The following is a 17,164-nucleotide window of genomic DNA, read 5'->3' on the forward strand; positions in this document are numbered from 1 at the left end:
CTTAATGACATTGCAGTGGATGCCCTTTTTTTGTGGACGATTTTACCATAAGATAAATTTTATATAATTATCATTTATTATAATTTTACAAAATGATAAAACTATCATATAGTATTCGTGTAAGGAAAAACTATGAATGAAAGAAATGCAATATCGTTTAAGGAGGAATTGACAATGTATGATGTAATTATTATCGGAGCAGGACCGGCAGGAATCAGTGCGGGAATTTACGCAGTCAGCCGTGGGATGAAAACAGCAATTATTGAGAAAAACGAAGTGGGTGGACTGATTGGAAAGGTTTCGACTGTAACACATTATACAGCAGTGGTAGAAAATGAAACAGGAAAAACATTTGCAGACCGTATGAGATGCCAGGCAGAAGATGCAGGTGTGGAGATTATAAAAGCAGAAGTGACAGAAGTACATTTAAAAGAAGCAAAGAAAGTAATTGTAACAGATTCCGGCACATATACAGCCGAAAAAGTAATTCTTGCGAATGGAACTTCGCCGCGCAAACTGGGAATACCGGGAGAACAGGAACTTGCCGGAAGAGGAATGGCGTTAAACGCGGCCAAGCATGGCGCGCAGTATGTTGGAAAACATGTCTATGTAGTGGGCGGAGCAGATGGAGCGATAAAAGAAGCGCTGTATCTTTCTAAATATGCAGCGAAAGTGACAATCATTCATTTTGAAGAGCAGTTGGGATGTATTGCAGAATTTCGCAACAAAATAAATCAAACACCGAATATGGAACTTAGGCTTCATTCAAGGCTTCACGGAGTCTATGGTGTAGATCAGGTAGAATCTCTGGAAATTGCAGATGAACGGACAGGAGCTGTAGAAACAATCGAAGATCCGGGTTGTGGTATCTTTGTTTATGCAGGAACAGTACCAAATACAGAGCTATATCAGGAACTTACTTTGGAAAATGGATTTATTCCGGTAAATGAAACTATGGAAACAGAACTTGCCGGTGTCTATGCAGTTGGAGATATTCGTGTAAAACAGGTAAGACAAGTTTCAACTGCAGTGGCAGATGGTACGATTGCAGCTATCCATGCAGCACAGCATTAGGGAGGCAGCATCTATGAATACAATGAGACAAAACTGGAAAGGTGTATTGCTGTGTGCTGCATTGGCAGTTCCATCTTTCCTGTTGGGAAAACAGTTTCCGATCATTGGAGGACCGGTGTTTGCGATTTTAATCGGAATGGCACTGGCGCCAATGATAAAGAAAAAAGAGATATTTGCTCCGGGAATTAAATTCACTTCAAAAAAAATCCTTCAATACGCAGTTATCCTGCTCGGATTTGGTATGAATCTGGAGGTAGTTTTAGAAACAGGGAAACAGTCATTGCCGATTATTCTTTGTACAATCGGAACATCCCTCATAATCGCATATATACTTCATCGGGCAATGCATATTCCCGGAAATATTTCTACGCTAGTTGGAGTAGGTTCTTCCATTTGCGGAGGCTCAGCTATTGCAGCAACAGCTCCGGTCATTGATGCAGATGATGAGGAAGTGGCGCAGGCAATTTCGGTTATTTTTTTGTTTAATATTCTTGCGGCTTTAATTTTTCCGGCTTTAGGGGGTGCTCTTGGATTTTCTACAACATCGGGAGAGGCATTCGGAATCTTTGCGGGAACGGCAGTCAATGATACATCTTCTGTTACGGCAGCAGCTTCCACCTGGGACAGTATATACCATTTGGGGAGTCAGACACTTGACAAAGCAGTAACAGTAAAACTGACACGGACGCTTGCAATCATTCCGATTACATTAGTGCTTGCCTTTTTGCGAACAAAAAGGGCAGAAGGAACAGACGGAGAGAAAGTGTCTTTAAAAAGTGTATTTCCGTTTTTTATCTTGTTTTTTATCGGCGCAAGTGTTATTACGACGGCAGCGACCGCGATGGGAGTTCCGGCGGAAATGTTTGTACCTTTGAAAGAATTGTCAAAATTCTTTATTATTATGGCAATGGGAGCCATTGGATTCCATACAGATGTAGTAAAGCTTATCAAAAGTGGCGGAAAGCCGATTCTCATGGGACTTTGCTGTTGGATCGGAATCACGATTGTTTCTCTTGTAATGCAGCATGCGATGCATCTTTGGTAAAATTCTTATAACGAATCAGATAAATTTATTGAAATTGCTCTTCTGAAATGCTAAATTAATTCCAGGTGAACTTTTAGCAAAAATCAGAAGGGCAATTTTGTAATTTATGGCAAAAGATGGAGGAATGAGAATGAAAGATATTATTTTTGACGTGGATGGGACTTTATGGGATACAACGGATGTCGTGGCAAAGGCATGGAATCAGGCAGTTGCATCGGCAGGAATTGAAGCAAAACATATTACAGGTGAGATTTTGAAGCGGGAGTTTGGGAAACCGATGAATGTAATTGCAGAGGATCTGTTTCCGGAACTTACTCAGGAAGAGCGGGAAAGAATTATGGAATTCTGCTGCGAATATGAACACAGTTATCTGGAGGCGTGTGAGGAAGATCTGTGCTATGAAGGAATGCGAGACACATTTATTACTTTATCCAGGAAATGCCGTGTTTGCATTGTAAGCAATTGCCAGTCCGGATATATTGAGCAGTTCCTAAGAAAGACAAATTTGGAGTCTTATGTAACGGATATTGAATGTTACGGAAATACAAAAAAGAGTAAAGGAATGAATATTAAGACGGTAGTAGAACGGAATCAGCTGACGGATCCGGTGTATGTGGGAGATACTGCTGGAGACTGTGAAGCTTCTAGAGAAGCGGGCATTCCATTTATATTTGCAGCTTATGGATTTGGAGCTGTTTCCGGCACAGAAAAAATTGATAAAATTGCAGATCTTTTAAAATTTATAGAATAACGATAAGAAATCAGCTGACAGATTTGTGGAATGAGGTGGAAAAATTGCATCTGGCAGAATGGAAAGCAGAAAAACGAAAAAAGTATTTGTATCTGCGAGACACATTATCTAAGGACGAGAGAAGAAAGAAGAGTAAACAGATCTGCCATACACTTTGTATGTTGGAAGAATATCGTCAGGCGGTTAATGTTTTCTGCTATGTGAGCTTTCGGTCGGAGGTAGAGACGATAGCGTTGATTGACCAAATTTTACTGGATCAAAAGCATTTATATGTTCCGAGAGTATTTGGAAGAGAGATGTGTTTTTTTGAGATTCATTCCCGCGCAGACTTGATATCAGGAAATTTTGGGATTTTGGAGCCGGTTTTACGGCAGGGAATCGAGGAGGCATTGCCTTCTGAAGATAGTCTAATGATTTTGCCCGGAGTGGCGTTTGACACGGAGGGGAGAAGACTCGGTTATGGAGGAGGTTACTATGACCGATATTTGGAACATGTTTCCGGCTGTAAGCGCATAGGGCTGGCGTATGAACGTCAGATTGCAGATGTGCTTCCACAGGAAGTATCTGATATTGCGGCAGACATGGTTATCACGGAAAAACAAGTATACAAAAAGTCTATTTAAAATAGTTGACTAAAAATCTGCTGAAATAATGGAGAATCTTGCAAATTTTAAAAATGTAAACGGTTTTTGATTGACTTTTTGGACACTGGTGGTATGATAGAACTATCAGAGAAAAGGGGGCATCTTATGTATTATGCGGTAATAGGAGAAATGTTGTTTTCGGAAAAGCCAGATAATCAGGAGAAGATTCGGGAAGATCTTATGCGTACGTTAGAGTATATCAATACCTACTATAAGGAAGATATCGCATCAGATCTGGTGCCAACGGAAGAAGGAAAGTTTTGTGGATTTTTTTATACGGGCAGACATGTCTTAGAGATTCTTGATATTATTCAATTTCGATTTCGCAAAATACCGGTAAGATTTGGAGTTGGGATCGGGGAAATGCTCACGCTCTTTCGCCTTCCGGGGGAAATGTTGCGGGACCGTCTTATGAATATGCAAAGAAAGCACTCAACAGACTACAGAATGAGAATGACTATCAAGTATCAAGGATACTTGTGATGGCAGACACTCATGAAGATCAACTTTCTTTTTTTAATGAAAGTCTTCACATGTGTGATTTCGTACAGCAGCGTTGGAAATCGCTTCAAAGTATGATTATGGAGATTACGATTTTAAAAACAGGATACGAAGAGCCGCCGAAACAAACAGAACTGGCAGAGATTTTCAAGACATCCAAGCAGAATATTAACCGTGCAGTGCGAGGAATGGGATATCATCAGTATATTCGTACAAAGCGGGAGATGCAGAAACTTTTTTGTCGTTATTGGGGCTGATTAGAAGTTTCATCTGTTTTGAATCATAATTGAAGATGCCATACATATACTACAGTAAAAGTATAGGTATGGCATTTCTTATGAGTGAGACACATAACCAGGAAAAAAACCTTCGCAGAGCGAGGATGGCAGATGCCGTAAATATGCCGAAAGATGTGGTGCTTGGAGTTCCGATTGTTACCATGCTTGGACAGATAGAACTTCATATTGAGAATTATGGTGGCTTGTTAGAGTATACAGATGTATTGATTCGCATCCGTACAAAAGCCGGTCAGATTAAAGTGACAGGTGAAGGAATGCAGATAGATTTTTTTACGAATGATGAAATGAAAGTAAGCGGACGTATTAAAAGTATTGAATACCCGCCGCTGTCTTAATGCCGGAAAGGAGTTTCATGATTGTAAAATTAATTCAGTATATCCGGGGATATGTGCGAATCAGAATAACAGGGTATTCTCCGGAACGCTTTTTGAATCTGTGCAGTCATCATCAAATCCGTCTGTGGGGATTGAGACCTTGCGGACACGCTTATGAAATGTACTTATCGGTTAAGAGTTTTCGAAAATTAAAACCGATTCTTCGGAAATCCAATATGAAGATTAAAGTTCTGGATCGGAGAGGACTTCCTTTTTTTCTAAACCGAAATAGAAAGCGGCAGGCATTTTTTACAGGTGCGATACTTTGTCTGCTGCTTGTATATCTCATGTCACTTCGGATATGGAACATCCACATTAGCGGTAATTATTCTCATACAGATGAAGAGATGCTGCAGTTTCTTGCGTCAAAGGATATTTGTCATGGAATGTTGAAACGTAAGATTGATTGTGAGCAGATTGTGAAAGCAATCCGCAGCGAATATGATGACGTGATATGGGTTTCTGCTTCTATTCAGGGAACAAGGCTTTTGGTACAAATGAAGGAAAACATGGATATGATCCGGGAAGAACCAGAAGAAGAGATTGAGGCGCCGGCAGATATTATTTCTGACGCAGATGGTGTTATTACAGAAATGATTACACGGAAAGGCGTGCCGCAGATGGAAGCAGGAAGCGAAATTAAAAAAGGGGATCTGCTTGTGTCCGGATCGGTACCTGTACTGGATGATAATAAGGAAGTCACCGGCTATCAATATCATATTGCAGATGCAGATATTTATATTCAAACGGAAATTCCATACGAAAGTCGGATGGAAATAGAATATCAAAAGAAAGTATATACCGGGCAGAAAAGGAAAGCGCTTTTACTGGAAGCCGGTCCATATGCGATTCAGGCAGGGATATTGTTTCACCGGTTTCCGGAATCAGAAACGTATGTGAAGAAGAAAACATTGAGAATCGGTGAACACTTTGATCTTCCGATCAGGATCGGACTAAAAGAGATCCGGGCATATACATTTTCTGATACAGAATATGCGGATTCGGAGATTCGCAGGAAAATGACAGAAGAATTTGATCGGTTTTGCAAAGAATTAAAGAAAAAAGGGGTTCAAATTCTTGAAAATAATGTTAAAATATACAAAGATCACAGCAATGCTGTGGCAAAGGGAACTCTGACGGTCATCAAAACTGTCGGGGAGACGGTGCAGGCCGTCAAAGATACTGATCATATAAAAGGAGAGGAATAAATGAGTATTCTCGAAACAATGATAGAAATTCCGAGCGGACATGAGCAAAATGTATTTGGCCAGTTTGATGCAAATGTAAAGAAAATTGAACGGACACTTCATGTCAGCATCATTCCCCGTGCAGATGGAATTAAGATTATCGGTGAGCCGGTGCAGGCGAACCGTGCAAAGTCTGTGTTAAAAGAATTGACAGAACTTTCTGTGCGCGGCAATGAGATTCAGGAACAAAATGTGAATTATGCACTTGCTCTGTCAATGGAAAATGAAAGCGGTACGCTGGTTGAAATTGATAAAGAGATTATTTGTCATACAATCATGGGAAAACCGGTAAAGCCTAAGACATTAGGACAAAAGAAATATGTGGATGCAATTCGGGATCATATGATTGTATTTGGGCTTGGACCGGCGGGAACCGGAAAAACTTATCTGGCAATGGCGATGGCAATTACTGCATTTAAAAATAATGAGGTGGGAAGGATCATTCTGACAAGACCTGCAATTGAGGCCGGTGAGAAGCTGGGATTTCTTCCGGGGGATCTGCAGAGTAAAATTGATCCATATTTAAGACCGCTTTACGATGCACTTTATCAGATTATGGGTGCAGACAGTTTTATCAAGAATTCGGAGAAAGGTCTGATAGAAGTTGCGCCTCTTGCCTACATGCGGGGACGTACGCTTGATAATGCATTTATTATTTTAGATGAGGCACAGAATACAACACCGGCTCAGATGAAGATGTTTTTGACACGAATTGGCTTTGGATCGAAAGTTGTTATTACAGGTGATGCAACACAGAAAGACCTTCCATCCGGTCAGGTATCCGGTCTTGATATCGCAGTGAAAGTCGTAAGTCAGATAGAGGACATTAAGATATGCAATCTGACAAGTAAAGACGTTGTGCGACATCCGCTCGTACAAAAGATTGTTCAGGCCTATGAAGCTTATGAAACAAAACCGAAAACCGGAGCAAAGGACGGAAGAACAAAGGAGCGGACAAAAGGAAATAAAAAGAATAAAACAAAAGAATAAAAAATAAGGAGACGACCATGACATTATTATTTGAAGAAGAAGGCGATTTACAACTTCCGCTGGAGACAAAGGTGTTAGCAGAAGAAGTAATTGAGGCGGCGCTGGATTATGAGGGATGTCCTTATGAAGCCACCGTCAGCCTGCTCTTAACAATGAATAACGAGATTCAGGAAATGAACCGAAACTTCCGGGAAATTGATCGGGCAACAGATGTGTTGTCTTTCCCGATGATTGCATATGAAGAGGCAGGAACATTTGATTTTCTTGAAGAAGACGATTCTGCGTTTGATCCGGAAAGCGGAGAGCTTGTACTTGGAGATATTGTGATTTCAAAAGAGCGGGTAATCGCTCAGGCAGAAGAATACGGACATTCTATTCGCAGGGAATATGCATTTTTGATTGCCCATAGTATGCTTCATCTGATGGGGTATGACCATATGGAAGAGGAAGAGCGTGCAGTCATGGAACAGAAACAGCGTGATATTCTGGAGCAGCTCGGAATTACAAGATAGAGTGAAGGGGTAGTTTCATGGGAAATCGAAAGAAAAAAGAAGGAAGCGGAAGCTTTTTGGCACAGGGAGCAATTCTTGCCGCAGCCGGAATTATTGTAAAATTAATTAGTTTATTATATCGCGTCCCAATTACGAATATTCTGGGAGATGAAGGGCAGGGGTACTATAGTATCGCATTTGAGATTTATGCATTAGCGTTGCTTCTGACGTCTTACAGTATGCCGCTTGCGGTATCCAAACTTGTATCAGCGAGAGTTGCTAAGGGAGAGAGAAAGAATTCCTGGAGACTCTTTCAGACGGCGCTTCTCTTGTCAGTAATTGTTGGCGGAATTGCAGCCTGTATATTTTATTTTGGAGCAGATTTTATTGCTGCCAATATTTTAACATCGCCATACAGTGCATATCCGCTTAGATTTTTGGCGCCGGGGCTTTTTGTTGTAGCAATCCTTGCATCATTCCGCGGATACTTCCAGGGACTTGGAACAATGATCCCGACGGCAGTATCACAGGTACTTGAGCAGGTTGTGAATGCTATTGCGGCAATTATCGGTGCAACTGCATTTTTGAAAATCGGTGCCGGAATTGCTAAGAAAGAAAATGTAAAAGCGCTGAAGGCAGCTTACGGTGCAGCAGGAGCAACGCTTGGTCCGGTACTTGGTGCAGCTACAGCACTTATGTTTCTTCTGATCATTTTCTGGGGATATCGAAAGACGATCCGAAGACAGCTTTTGCGGGATGGTTCAAAAAAACAGGAGAGTTATGGCGAAATTGCAAAAATTCTTGTTCTAACCTGTGCACCTGTTTTGTTGAGTACTGCAGTATATAATATCAGCCAGTCTTTAGATGCGGCAATTTTTACAAAAATTATGTCTGTGCAAGGTGTGGCACGAAAAGAATATATGGAATATTGGGGAATGTTCAGCGGTAAGTATAATGTATGGATCAATGTACCGCTGGCAATGGCAAATGCGCTTGGCGCATCTATGATTCCAAGTATGACAAGAGCTGTAACGACCGGAAATAAGCGATTGATCCATACAAAGATTACGCTTGTTGTTCGTTCGGCAATGTTAATTGCAATCCCAAGTTTTGTAGGACTGACAGTAATGGGAGGACCGATTCTTTCACTACTTTACAGCGGAAATGTGGAAGTACCTACAAAAATGATGCATATTGGAGCGATTAGTATTGTATTTTTCTGCTTGTCTACCGTAACAAATGCAGTTCTTCAGGGCATTAATAAAATGACGGTACCTGTGCGGAACGCATCTATCTCGCTGGCAATCCATCTTGTGTGTCTTGTCATTATGATGGTGATGTTTAAATGGGGAATTTATTCTGTGATTGTCGGTAACATTATTTTCTCCCTGTCTATGTGTATTTTAAATGCGATGTCAATCTACGAAGCGATCGGATATCGCCAGGAAGTGCGGAAAAGCTTTTTGCTTCCGCTGGGAGCGGCAGCGATTATGGGAGTTGTTACATTCCTTGTATACAAATTGCTGTCATTTGTGATAGGATCTAACTTTGCAACAATTTTATCGATTCTTGTGGCGGTGTTGGTATATGGAATCAGCTTACTGAAACTCGGCGGACTGACAGAAGCAGATATGCGCACGCTTCCAAAAGGATCGCAGCTTATAAAGATCTGCCGCCGTTTGCATTTATTCAGATAAGGGAGAGTAGTTATGAAACCAGTCAAAAGAGTAGCGCTGCTTCACGATCTGTGTGCAGTGGGAAAGGCAGCTCTTACGAACATGATGCCGATACTTAGTGTGATGGGCATAGAAGCCTGTCCAATTCCGACGATGCTGCTCTCTACCCATACCGGAGGGTATGGAAAGCCAGCGATTACGAAAACGGAAAATGCGTATTTGTATGACTGTGCGAGACATTTCCGGGAGCAACAAATAAGATTCGACGGAATTTTTGTCGGTTATCTTGGGAACAGGGAGATTATTTCTGCCTGTGAAGCATTTCTTGAATATTTTCCGGAGGTTCCTGTAATCTTTGATCCGATTATGGGGGATAATGGGAGTTATTACAGCAATTTTGACAGCAGTTATTGTGAAGAAATAAAGCGGCTTCTAAAACGCTCCGACATTATCATTCCGAATCTGACGGAAGCCTGTCTTCTCTGCCAGACGCCATATTGTGAAGAAATGGGCGCGGATCAACTGCGTGAACTTTGTCAGGCGCTCTGTGTACAGATGAAACCGGAAGGAAAGGTGATTTTGACAAGTGCGCCGGCTCCGGACGGTAAGAAAGCAGTAACATTGTACCAGAATCAAACAGCAGAACAGTTCTTCTTTCCTTCTTGCGGAGGACATTATCACGGAACCGGAGATGTGTTTGACGGTGTATTTACTGCAGCATGGATGCAGGGAAAAGAAATCTCGGAGTGTGTGCGGATGGCGCATGAATTTACAGCACGTTGTATTCAGACAAGCAGCCGGTATGTGTATCCGGAGCGAGACGGACTGCTTCTGGAGACTTGTCTGCCGGCGCTTTTTGAAAAATAATTTTTCAGTTTCACAAGTATACGAAAAAAATAAATGCCAATACTATGAGTAAAAAGGAGAGATTGTAATGAAATCCAGATATAGTATTGCATTTTTATTGCAGCATCCGTCATGATTGCAGGAATCATGCTGCTTTATCAAGATAGCTATCAGCGAACAGAAAAACGGTATCTTTCAGAACAGGAGACAAAGTTAAAGGAGGAAACTGTCCAGACAGAGGGGACAGCCGAGATCGGTGCAGAATATTATCTGGCAGAAGAAAATGGTTATGTCATTGTGTATCTGGCAGATCAAAAGACAGTATTTGAGCGAACAAGTATTCCGATGTCAGGTCTTCCGGAGAAACTTCAAAAAGAGATTCGAGAGAAAAAGAAAATCAGAGATATGAAAACTTTGTATGGATTTCTGGAAAATTACTCCAGCTAATGCTTTACACATTTTCTAACATAAATACAAAAGATAAACGTCAGCAGTGGACAATTGGAATGGAATCCTGTACAATGAGAAACGGTAGAAAATACGAAAGAGAGGATGATATACATGGACGAGGCAAAAATTGCGCGAATCAATGAATTATATAGAAAATCAAAAGCAGAAGGATTAACAAAAGAAGAAGCGAAGGAGCAGCAGGTGCTCCGCCAGGAATATATTGAGGCGGTCCGCAGAAACCTGAGAGGACAGCTCAACAATATTTCGATTCAGAATCCAGATGGAACGGTTACAGATCTGGGCAAAAAACACGGCAATAAAAATAAACTCACATCATAAATTTTAGGGAGGAAACATCATGTTGCCGAAAAAAGATCCTGTGATGCTGCTAAGCGCAGTGAATATGAAGCTGAGAGATGTGTATCCGTCATTGGAAGAATTGTGCCGTGCAATGGATGAAGATGCGGCAGAAATTCAGCGAATCCTTGATGGAATCGATTATAAATATGATGCAGACAGCAATCGTTTTGTTTAGGCAGGCGGTGCAGCACCTTTATGAATGAAGATAAGAAGGAGAGAAATACATATGCCAGAGTACCATAGAAATACAGAAGAAGAAATGGATGTTCTTCTGGAGAAAATTGATCTGAGTCAGCCGGCGCCGACAGAAGAACCAATGAGACAGTATTATTTTATTAAAAAGGCAAAAGAGTATGTAAAGAAAGCAGAAGAAGCAGCAGGGCGTCCGTTGACGGCATGCATTACTACGTTTGGATGCCAGATGAATGCAAGAGATTCAGAGAAACTGGCAGGAATTCTTGAACAGATTGGGTATCAGGAAACAGAGGATGAAGAACACGCTGATTTTGTCATTTTTAATACATGTACCGTTCGGGAAAATGCGAATATGAGAGTGTACGGACGGCTTGGACAGTTAAATCATGCAAAAAAGCAAAATCCACATATGATGATTGCCCTTTGCGGCTGCATGATGCAGGAGCCGGAAGTTGTAGAAAAACTGAAAAAGAGCTATCGGTTTGTAGATCTGATTTTCGGCACACATAATATTTATAAATTTGCAGAGTTGATTGCAACAAGATTTGAATCTGAGCGGATGGTCATTGATATCTGGAAAGATACCGATAAAATTGTAGAAGATCTTCCGACTGAGCGAAAGTATTCGTTCAAGTCCGGTGTGAATATTATGTTCGGATGCAACAATTTCTGCAGTTATTGTATTGTACCGTATGTGCGCGGACGGGAGCGGAGCCGTGATCCGAAAGACATTATCCGGGAAATTGAAAAGCTTGTAGCGGACGGTGTTGTAGAAGTAATGCTTCTTGGACAAAATGTAAATTCTTACGGAAAGACATTGGAGCATCCAATCAGTTTCGCACAGCTTTTGACAGAAATCGAAAAGATTGAAGGACTGGAACGGATTCGTTTTATGACGTCTCATCCGAAAGATTTGTCAGATGAGCTGATTGAAGTCATGAAACATTCAAAAAAAATCTGCCGTCATCTTCACCTTCCGGTTCAGTCCGGAAGCAGTCGGATTCTGCAAAAAATGAATCGCCGCTATACAAAAGAGAGTTATCTGGAACTTGTAAGAAAAATTAAAGAAGCGATTCCGGACATTTCACTGACAACAGATATCATTGTAGGATTTCCGGGAGAAACGGAAGAAGATTTTGAAGAAACAATGGACGTAGTCAGAAAAGTAAGATACGACAGTGCATTTACATTTATCTATTCAAAACGTACCGGAACACCTGCAGCGATTATGGAAGATCAGGTGCCGGAAGAGATTGTGAAAGAACGGTTTGACCGTTTGCTTGCAGAAGTACAGAAGATTTCGGCAGAAGTATGTGCGATCCACAGCGGTACGGTTCAGAAAGTTTTGGTAGAATCTGTCAATGCACATGATCCTTCCCTTGTGACAGGACGTTTAAGCAATAACATACTTGTGCATTTTCCGGGAAATGAAGAGTTGATCGGAACACTTGTAGATGTCAGATTAAATGAATGTAAAGGATTTTATTATATCGGAGAAGCGATCTAAGATTCCTGTTATAAATTCAGAAAAAAATGCCAACACTATAGAGAGAATATCTCATAGTGGGGGCATTTTTTGTTATGAAACGATTCAGTGAATACTTATTTTTATTTACCCTCGGAGGGTGCATTTATTATTCTTTTGAAATCCTGTTTCGAGGTTTTTCACATTGGAGCATGTTTTTGCTTGGCGGACTGTGTTTTCTCTTCTGTACCTGGCAGGGACTTCTGTTTGCCTGGCGAGAGCCTCTCTGGAAGCAGGTAATTTATTGTACTGTCTTTGTAACAGCAATGGAATTTTTAACCGGGATCTTGGTGAATAAGCTGTGCGGATGGGCAGTGTGGGATTATAGCGACCAGCCGCTTCAGCTCTTCGGACAGATTTGTGTACCATTTATGATTATTTTTGCGGGATTATGTACCTGCGGTATTTTTCTTGGAGCATATTTGTTGTATGCGGTTTATCGGGAGGAAAAACCGACATGGCATGTGTTATAGAAGCAGTTTGTTGTTGTAAATCAGTTTAAAATCAACCGTAGATATAATGTAAAATCAACTTGAGATTGGTACAATGAATGTAATGTATTTACAGAATAGTTTAAGGGGGAGAGTACGGATAGAAAAAGGACAAAATAGGATTAAGTAAGAACAAAAGAGAACTGTTTGGGAAAGTAGTTAGAAACGGCAGGTTTGATGAAGATTGTGTAAAAATATACAGAGAGGATGGTAAAAGAATATATGGAACGAATATATTGGAGATTTGTTAGAATAAGTTCATTAAGGGGGTTAATTGGCCTCATAGTTTGCTGTATTATTGTAGGATTCATTTTTGATAAATTGACTGAAGGGAGAATATGGATTACTAAGCGGGGGTATCCATATTTGGTGCTATTTTTTCTGGCTATCATGCTTTTGATTGGAGTTGATCGTGCAACAGCAGCTTTATCATCAAATGGCTTATCTATTTTCGAAATAATTGATGGAAGCTATACATATATTCCTGAAAAAAGCGCTCTATGTGATGAAGAAGGAAATCGTCGCTACTCCTCTTGGGATGAGTATCGGCTGGAATATATTGAAGAGCATTCAGATTTTTTGAAGTGATTATCGGAATTATATTTGATGTACAAGACAGAGTTAATGCCTTTAAAATTGTGAAAATACAAAAGCAGAAAAGAAAAAGAGATGTCACAATGCAATGTCATTAAGATACGAGATGTCACATCAGAGTGGAGTATGTAGAAATACATGTTCTGCTCTTTTTAATTTATAAGAAAAATGGTAGAAGGGAAAACGAGTATTTCTATCTCTCATAGAATGGGCAGCTGCAAATCCTGTGAAAAAATACTGGTATTTGATGATGGAAAACTTATTCAAAAAGGAACCCATGAAGAACTTGTTTCTAAAAAACAAGGACGATATTATGAGCTTTATCAGGCTCAGAAAAAATATTATATACATGGGGAAGATTCAAACAGAACAAGATTTTAAGGAGGCTTTAGAATATGTGTTATTTAATTGCAAAAAACATTGATGATGTTGGCTGTGTTGCTTTAAGAACAACACATGGAAAGCATCTTTCATCATTTAAAAGAAGTATTGAGTCAAAAGTTGGCTATGATAAAATTCAGCTTGTAACTATTAGTAGGCCGTCCGCGTATGGTGAGTATGAGCCATATCATTTTGTAAACACAGAAAAAGAATTTGTGCATGCCGTAGAGGCAATGTAAAGAAATTATGGATAGTACGGGATAGTGCTGTCCATTTTCTTTATTGTACTTCACAGAAGAATTAAAAAAAGTAAGCAAATTCATCTGCAAATATTATATAGGAAATTTTATTCGGTTAGTAGGATTGCAATGTCATATTCGGTTTTTTCTTGAAAATATAAAATAAGTCTGCTAAAATGAAAACCGAAATATAACCTGTATCCTTATTTCTGAAAAATAAGAGATGGGTTGGATTCATACATATAGGAAAAACTTAAAAGGGAAAAAGTATTAGGACGTTGCAGACTGATGACAACGTCCTAAAATACTGATAAACAAAGGGAATATGAAAAATAGTAATACATTAACACCAATGATGCAGCAATACATGGAAACAAAGAAAGAATATAAAGATTGTATTCTTTTTTATCGTCTTGGTGATTTTTATGAAATGTTCTTTGATGACGCATTGACGGCATCAAGAGAACTTGAAATTACGTTAACAGGAAAAAACTGTGGATTGGAAGAACGCGCGCCGATGTGCGGGATTCCATATCATGCAGTAGATGGATATTTGAATAAATTAGTATCAAAGGGCTATAAAGTTGCAATCTGTGAACAGGTAGAGGATCCGAAACAGGCAAAAGGCATTGTGAAACGAGAAGTTGTTCGTATTGTGACGCCGGGAACGAATTTGAATACGCAGGCGCTTGATGAGACAAAGAACAATTATCTCATGTGTATTGTCTATATTGCTGACCGGTATGGTTTGTCTGTTGCAGATGTTACAACCGGAGACTATCTTGTAACAGAGATTGACAGCAGTACGAAGCTCAGAGATGAAATTTACAAATTTATGCCTTCGGAGATTATTTGCAATGAAGCATTTTATATGAGCGGCATGGATTTGGATGATATGAAAAATCGACTTGGCATTACAATTTATTCACTGGATGCATGGTATTTTGATGATGCAATCTGTGAGCGAACGCTGAAGGAACATTTTCATGTGTCTTCATTAGAAGGGCTTGGCCTGAAGGATTATGACTGTGGTGTGATCGCATCGGGGGCATTGCTGCAGTATCTTCTGGAAACACAAAAAAATGACCTGACGCACTTGAGCCGTCTGACGGGATATGTTACTGGAAAATATATGTTGCTTGACAGTTCTACGAGACGGAATCTGGAACTATGTGAGACGCTTCGTGAAAAGCAAAAAAGAGGTTCGCTGCTATGGGTTCTTGATAAAACACGCACAGCAATGGGCGGGCGTACACTCCGAAAATATGTGGAGCAGCCTTTGATCGATGCAGAGAGTATTGAGGAACGTTTAAATTCCGTTGAAGAATTAAAAAATAACGCCATTTGCCGGGAAGAAATCCGGGAATATCTGGGAGCAATCTATGATTTGGAACGATTAATGAGCCGTGTGACATATCAGTCGGCAAATCCGAGAGATTTAATCGCGCTGAAGAGTTCACTTGCGATGTTGCCGCCAATCCATTGTATTTTAGCAGATATGAGTACAAAAGGGTTGTGTGATATCCGTGAGCAGATGGATACACTGGAAGATCTTTGCAGTCTGATTACAGAAGCGATCCAGGAGGAACCGCCTTTGGCGATGAAAGAAGGCGGAATTATCCGGGAAGGATATTCTGAAGAGGTAGACCGGTTGCGAAATGCCAAATCAGACGGAAAGACGTGGCTTGCAGAGCTGGAAGCAAAGGAGCGGGAGAAAACAGGTATCCGCACACTGAAGGTAAAATTTAATAAAGTATTCGGTTATTATCTGGAAGTGACGAATTCATTTAAAGATCAGGTGCCAGAATATTATACACGCAGGCAGACATTAGCCAACGCAGAGCGCTATACGATTCCGGAGTTAAAAGAACTGGAAGATACGATTCTTGGTGCAGAAGACAAATTATACGCATTGGAATACCAACTCTATTGTGAAGTGCGTGATAAGATTGCAGCAGAAGTTGTGCGGATTCAGAAGACGGCGAAAGCGGTGGCAAAACTGGATGTATTTGCATCTTTAGCAGTTGTGGCGGAGCGCAATAATTATGTGCGTCCGAAGATCAATGAAAAAGGTGTGATTGATATAAAAAACGGACGTCACCCGGTTGTAGAGAAAATGATTCCAAACGATATGTTTATTGCAAATGATACTTATCTGGATGATAAAAAGAACCGGATTGCAATTATTACCGGTCCGAATATGGCTGGAAAATCTACCTATATGCGCCAAAGCGCGTTAATTGTATTGATGGCACAGATTGGTTCCTTTGTTCCGGCGAAAAGTGCAAATATTGGACTTGTGGACAGGATTTTTACCCGTGTCGGAGCGTCTGATGATCTGGCATCCGGACAGAGTACTTTTATGGTGGAGATGACAGAAGTTGCCAATATTCTTCGCAATGCAACGAGTAAGAGCCTGCTGATATTGGATGAGATCGGCCGCGGAACAAGTACATTTGACGGACTTTCTATTGCCTGGGCAGTGGTAGAGCATATCAGCAACGGCAAATTGCTTGGAGCAAAGACATTGTTTGCCACACATTACCATGAATTGACTGAGCTGGAAGGAAAGATTAGTAATGTCAATAACTACTGTATTGCAGTAAAAGAAAATGGAGATGATATTGTCTTCCTTCGCAAAATCGTAAAAGGCGGCGCTGATAAGAGTTATGGAATACAGGTAGCAAAGCTTGCAGGAGTGCCGGACAGTGTTATTGCCAGAGCGAAAGAAATTGCAGAGGAACTAAGTGATTCGGATATTGCGCTTCGGATCAATGAGGCTGCATCAGCGGAAACAGAACCGAAGCCAAAGGCAAAAGCGCCGCGCTATGATGAGGTGGATCTTGCGCAGTTTTCACTTTTTGATACAGTAAAAGATGATGATGTGCTGGAAGAATTGAAAGAAATGGATGTTGCGCATATGACGCCGATGGATGCGCTGAATGCCATTTATCGTCTGCAGAATAAACTGAAGAATCGGTGGTAGGATAT

The 17,164-nt window shown here is 40.6% G+C and carries 19 protein-coding genes and 1 pseudogene; all 20 read left to right on the plus strand.

The window, feature by feature from the left end; genetic code table 11:
* Window positions 1-174: 174 nt before the first annotated feature.
* The 20 genes and pseudogenes from DWX73_RS05455 to mutS all read left to right on the plus strand — a co-directional run bounded on the left by DWX73_RS05455 (window position 175) and on the right by mutS (window position 17,159).
* Window positions 175-1,074, plus strand: coding sequence for an NAD(P)/FAD-dependent oxidoreductase (locus DWX73_RS05455; protein ID WP_118347622.1), 900 nt, complete (start codon window positions 175-177; stop codon window positions 1,072-1,074).
* 13 nt (window positions 1,075-1,087) lie between these two features.
* Complete coding sequence (locus DWX73_RS05460; RefSeq protein ID WP_118347624.1) at window positions 1,088-2,119, plus strand: YeiH family protein; 1,032 nt, start codon at window positions 1,088-1,090, stop codon at window positions 2,117-2,119.
* 130 nt (window positions 2,120-2,249) lie between these two features.
* The gene (locus tag DWX73_RS05465) at window positions 2,250-2,870 is read left to right on the plus strand and encodes an HAD family hydrolase (RefSeq protein WP_118347716.1); all 621 of its coding nucleotides are present in this window, start codon (window positions 2,250-2,252) and stop codon (window positions 2,868-2,870) included.
* A 35-nt stretch (window positions 2,871-2,905) separates the two neighbouring features.
* On the plus strand, window positions 2,906-3,493 hold the full coding sequence (locus DWX73_RS05470) for a 5-formyltetrahydrofolate cyclo-ligase (protein WP_158556826.1): 588 nt from the start codon (window positions 2,906-2,908) through the stop codon (window positions 3,491-3,493).
* 126 nt (window positions 3,494-3,619) lie between these two features.
* Window positions 3,620-3,874 (plus strand): annotated as a pseudogene (locus DWX73_RS14280) (SatD family protein); the annotation flags it as partial.
* Window positions 3,856-4,272, plus strand: a complete 417-nt coding sequence (locus DWX73_RS13895) for a SatD family protein (protein ID WP_278321073.1) — start codon at window positions 3,856-3,858, stop codon at window positions 4,270-4,272. The pseudogene DWX73_RS14280 and the gene DWX73_RS13895, both read left to right, overlap by 19 nt.
* Before the next feature lie 80 nt (window positions 4,273-4,352).
* Complete coding sequence (gene yqfC / locus DWX73_RS05485; RefSeq protein ID WP_242996643.1) at window positions 4,353-4,649, plus strand: sporulation protein YqfC; 297 nt, start codon at window positions 4,353-4,355, stop codon at window positions 4,647-4,649.
* A 17-nt stretch (window positions 4,650-4,666) separates the two neighbouring features.
* Complete coding sequence (locus DWX73_RS05490; protein ID WP_118347634.1) at window positions 4,667-5,896, plus strand: sporulation protein YqfD; 1,230 nt, start codon at window positions 4,667-4,669, stop codon at window positions 5,894-5,896.
* The gene (locus tag DWX73_RS05495) at window positions 5,897-6,925 is read left to right on the plus strand and encodes a PhoH family protein (RefSeq protein ID WP_118347636.1); all 1,029 of its coding nucleotides are present in this window, start codon (window positions 5,897-5,899) and stop codon (window positions 6,923-6,925) included.
* Between the two features lie 17 nt (window positions 6,926-6,942).
* Window positions 6,943-7,437: an rRNA maturation RNase YbeY gene (gene ybeY, locus DWX73_RS05500; RefSeq protein ID WP_118347638.1), complete on the plus strand. Its 495-nt coding sequence runs from the start codon at window positions 6,943-6,945 to the stop codon at window positions 7,435-7,437.
* A 17-nt stretch (window positions 7,438-7,454) separates the two neighbouring features.
* Window positions 7,455-9,113, plus strand: a complete 1,659-nt coding sequence (locus tag DWX73_RS05505; protein WP_118347640.1) for a putative polysaccharide biosynthesis protein — start codon at window positions 7,455-7,457, stop codon at window positions 9,111-9,113.
* A 12-nt stretch (window positions 9,114-9,125) separates the two neighbouring features.
* Window positions 9,126-9,959 carry a pyridoxamine kinase gene (locus DWX73_RS05510; protein ID WP_118347642.1) on the plus strand — a complete coding sequence of 278 codons (834 nt, stop codon included), beginning with the start codon at window positions 9,126-9,128 and terminating at the stop codon, window positions 9,957-9,959.
* Window positions 9,960-10,070: 111 nt separating this feature from the next.
* Entirely contained in the window at window positions 10,071-10,385 is a 315-nt protein-coding gene (locus DWX73_RS05515) for a hypothetical protein (protein ID WP_118347644.1), read from the plus strand.
* 114 nt (window positions 10,386-10,499) lie between these two features.
* Entirely contained in the window at window positions 10,500-10,727 is a 228-nt protein-coding gene (locus DWX73_RS05520) for a DUF896 domain-containing protein (RefSeq protein WP_118347646.1), read from the plus strand.
* Window positions 10,728-10,746: 19 nt separating this feature from the next.
* Window positions 10,747-10,923, plus strand: a complete 177-nt coding sequence (locus tag DWX73_RS05525) for a DUF4250 domain-containing protein (protein ID WP_118347648.1) — start codon at window positions 10,747-10,749, stop codon at window positions 10,921-10,923.
* An 84-nt stretch (window positions 10,924-11,007) separates the two neighbouring features.
* Window positions 11,008-12,450 (plus strand): tRNA (N6-isopentenyl adenosine(37)-C2)-methylthiotransferase MiaB, encoded by a 1,443-nt coding sequence (miaB, locus tag DWX73_RS05530; protein ID WP_442871982.1) that lies wholly within the window; start codon window positions 11,008-11,010, stop codon window positions 12,448-12,450.
* Between the two features lie 74 nt (window positions 12,451-12,524).
* Window positions 12,525-12,941 (plus strand): putative ABC transporter permease, encoded by a 417-nt coding sequence (locus DWX73_RS05535; protein ID WP_118347718.1) that lies wholly within the window; start codon window positions 12,525-12,527, stop codon window positions 12,939-12,941.
* Window positions 12,942-13,181: 240 nt separating this feature from the next.
* A complete protein-coding gene (locus tag DWX73_RS13465) occupies window positions 13,182-13,547 on the plus strand; it encodes a hypothetical protein (protein WP_147334773.1) in 366 nt (121 codons plus the stop codon).
* Window positions 13,548-13,948: 401 nt separating this feature from the next.
* Window positions 13,949-14,173, plus strand: coding sequence for a DUF6718 family protein (locus DWX73_RS05550; protein ID WP_118347656.1), 225 nt, complete (start codon window positions 13,949-13,951; stop codon window positions 14,171-14,173).
* Between the two features lie 325 nt (window positions 14,174-14,498).
* Window positions 14,499-17,159: a DNA mismatch repair protein MutS gene (gene mutS, locus DWX73_RS05555; protein ID WP_330413495.1), complete on the plus strand. Its 2,661-nt coding sequence runs from the start codon at window positions 14,499-14,501 to the stop codon at window positions 17,157-17,159.
* Window positions 17,160-17,164 lie beyond the last annotated feature (5 nt).

Source organism: Coprococcus sp. AF21-14LB, assembly GCF_003458885.1.
In the GTDB taxonomy this organism is placed as follows: domain Bacteria; phylum Bacillota; class Clostridia; order Lachnospirales; family Lachnospiraceae; genus UBA9414.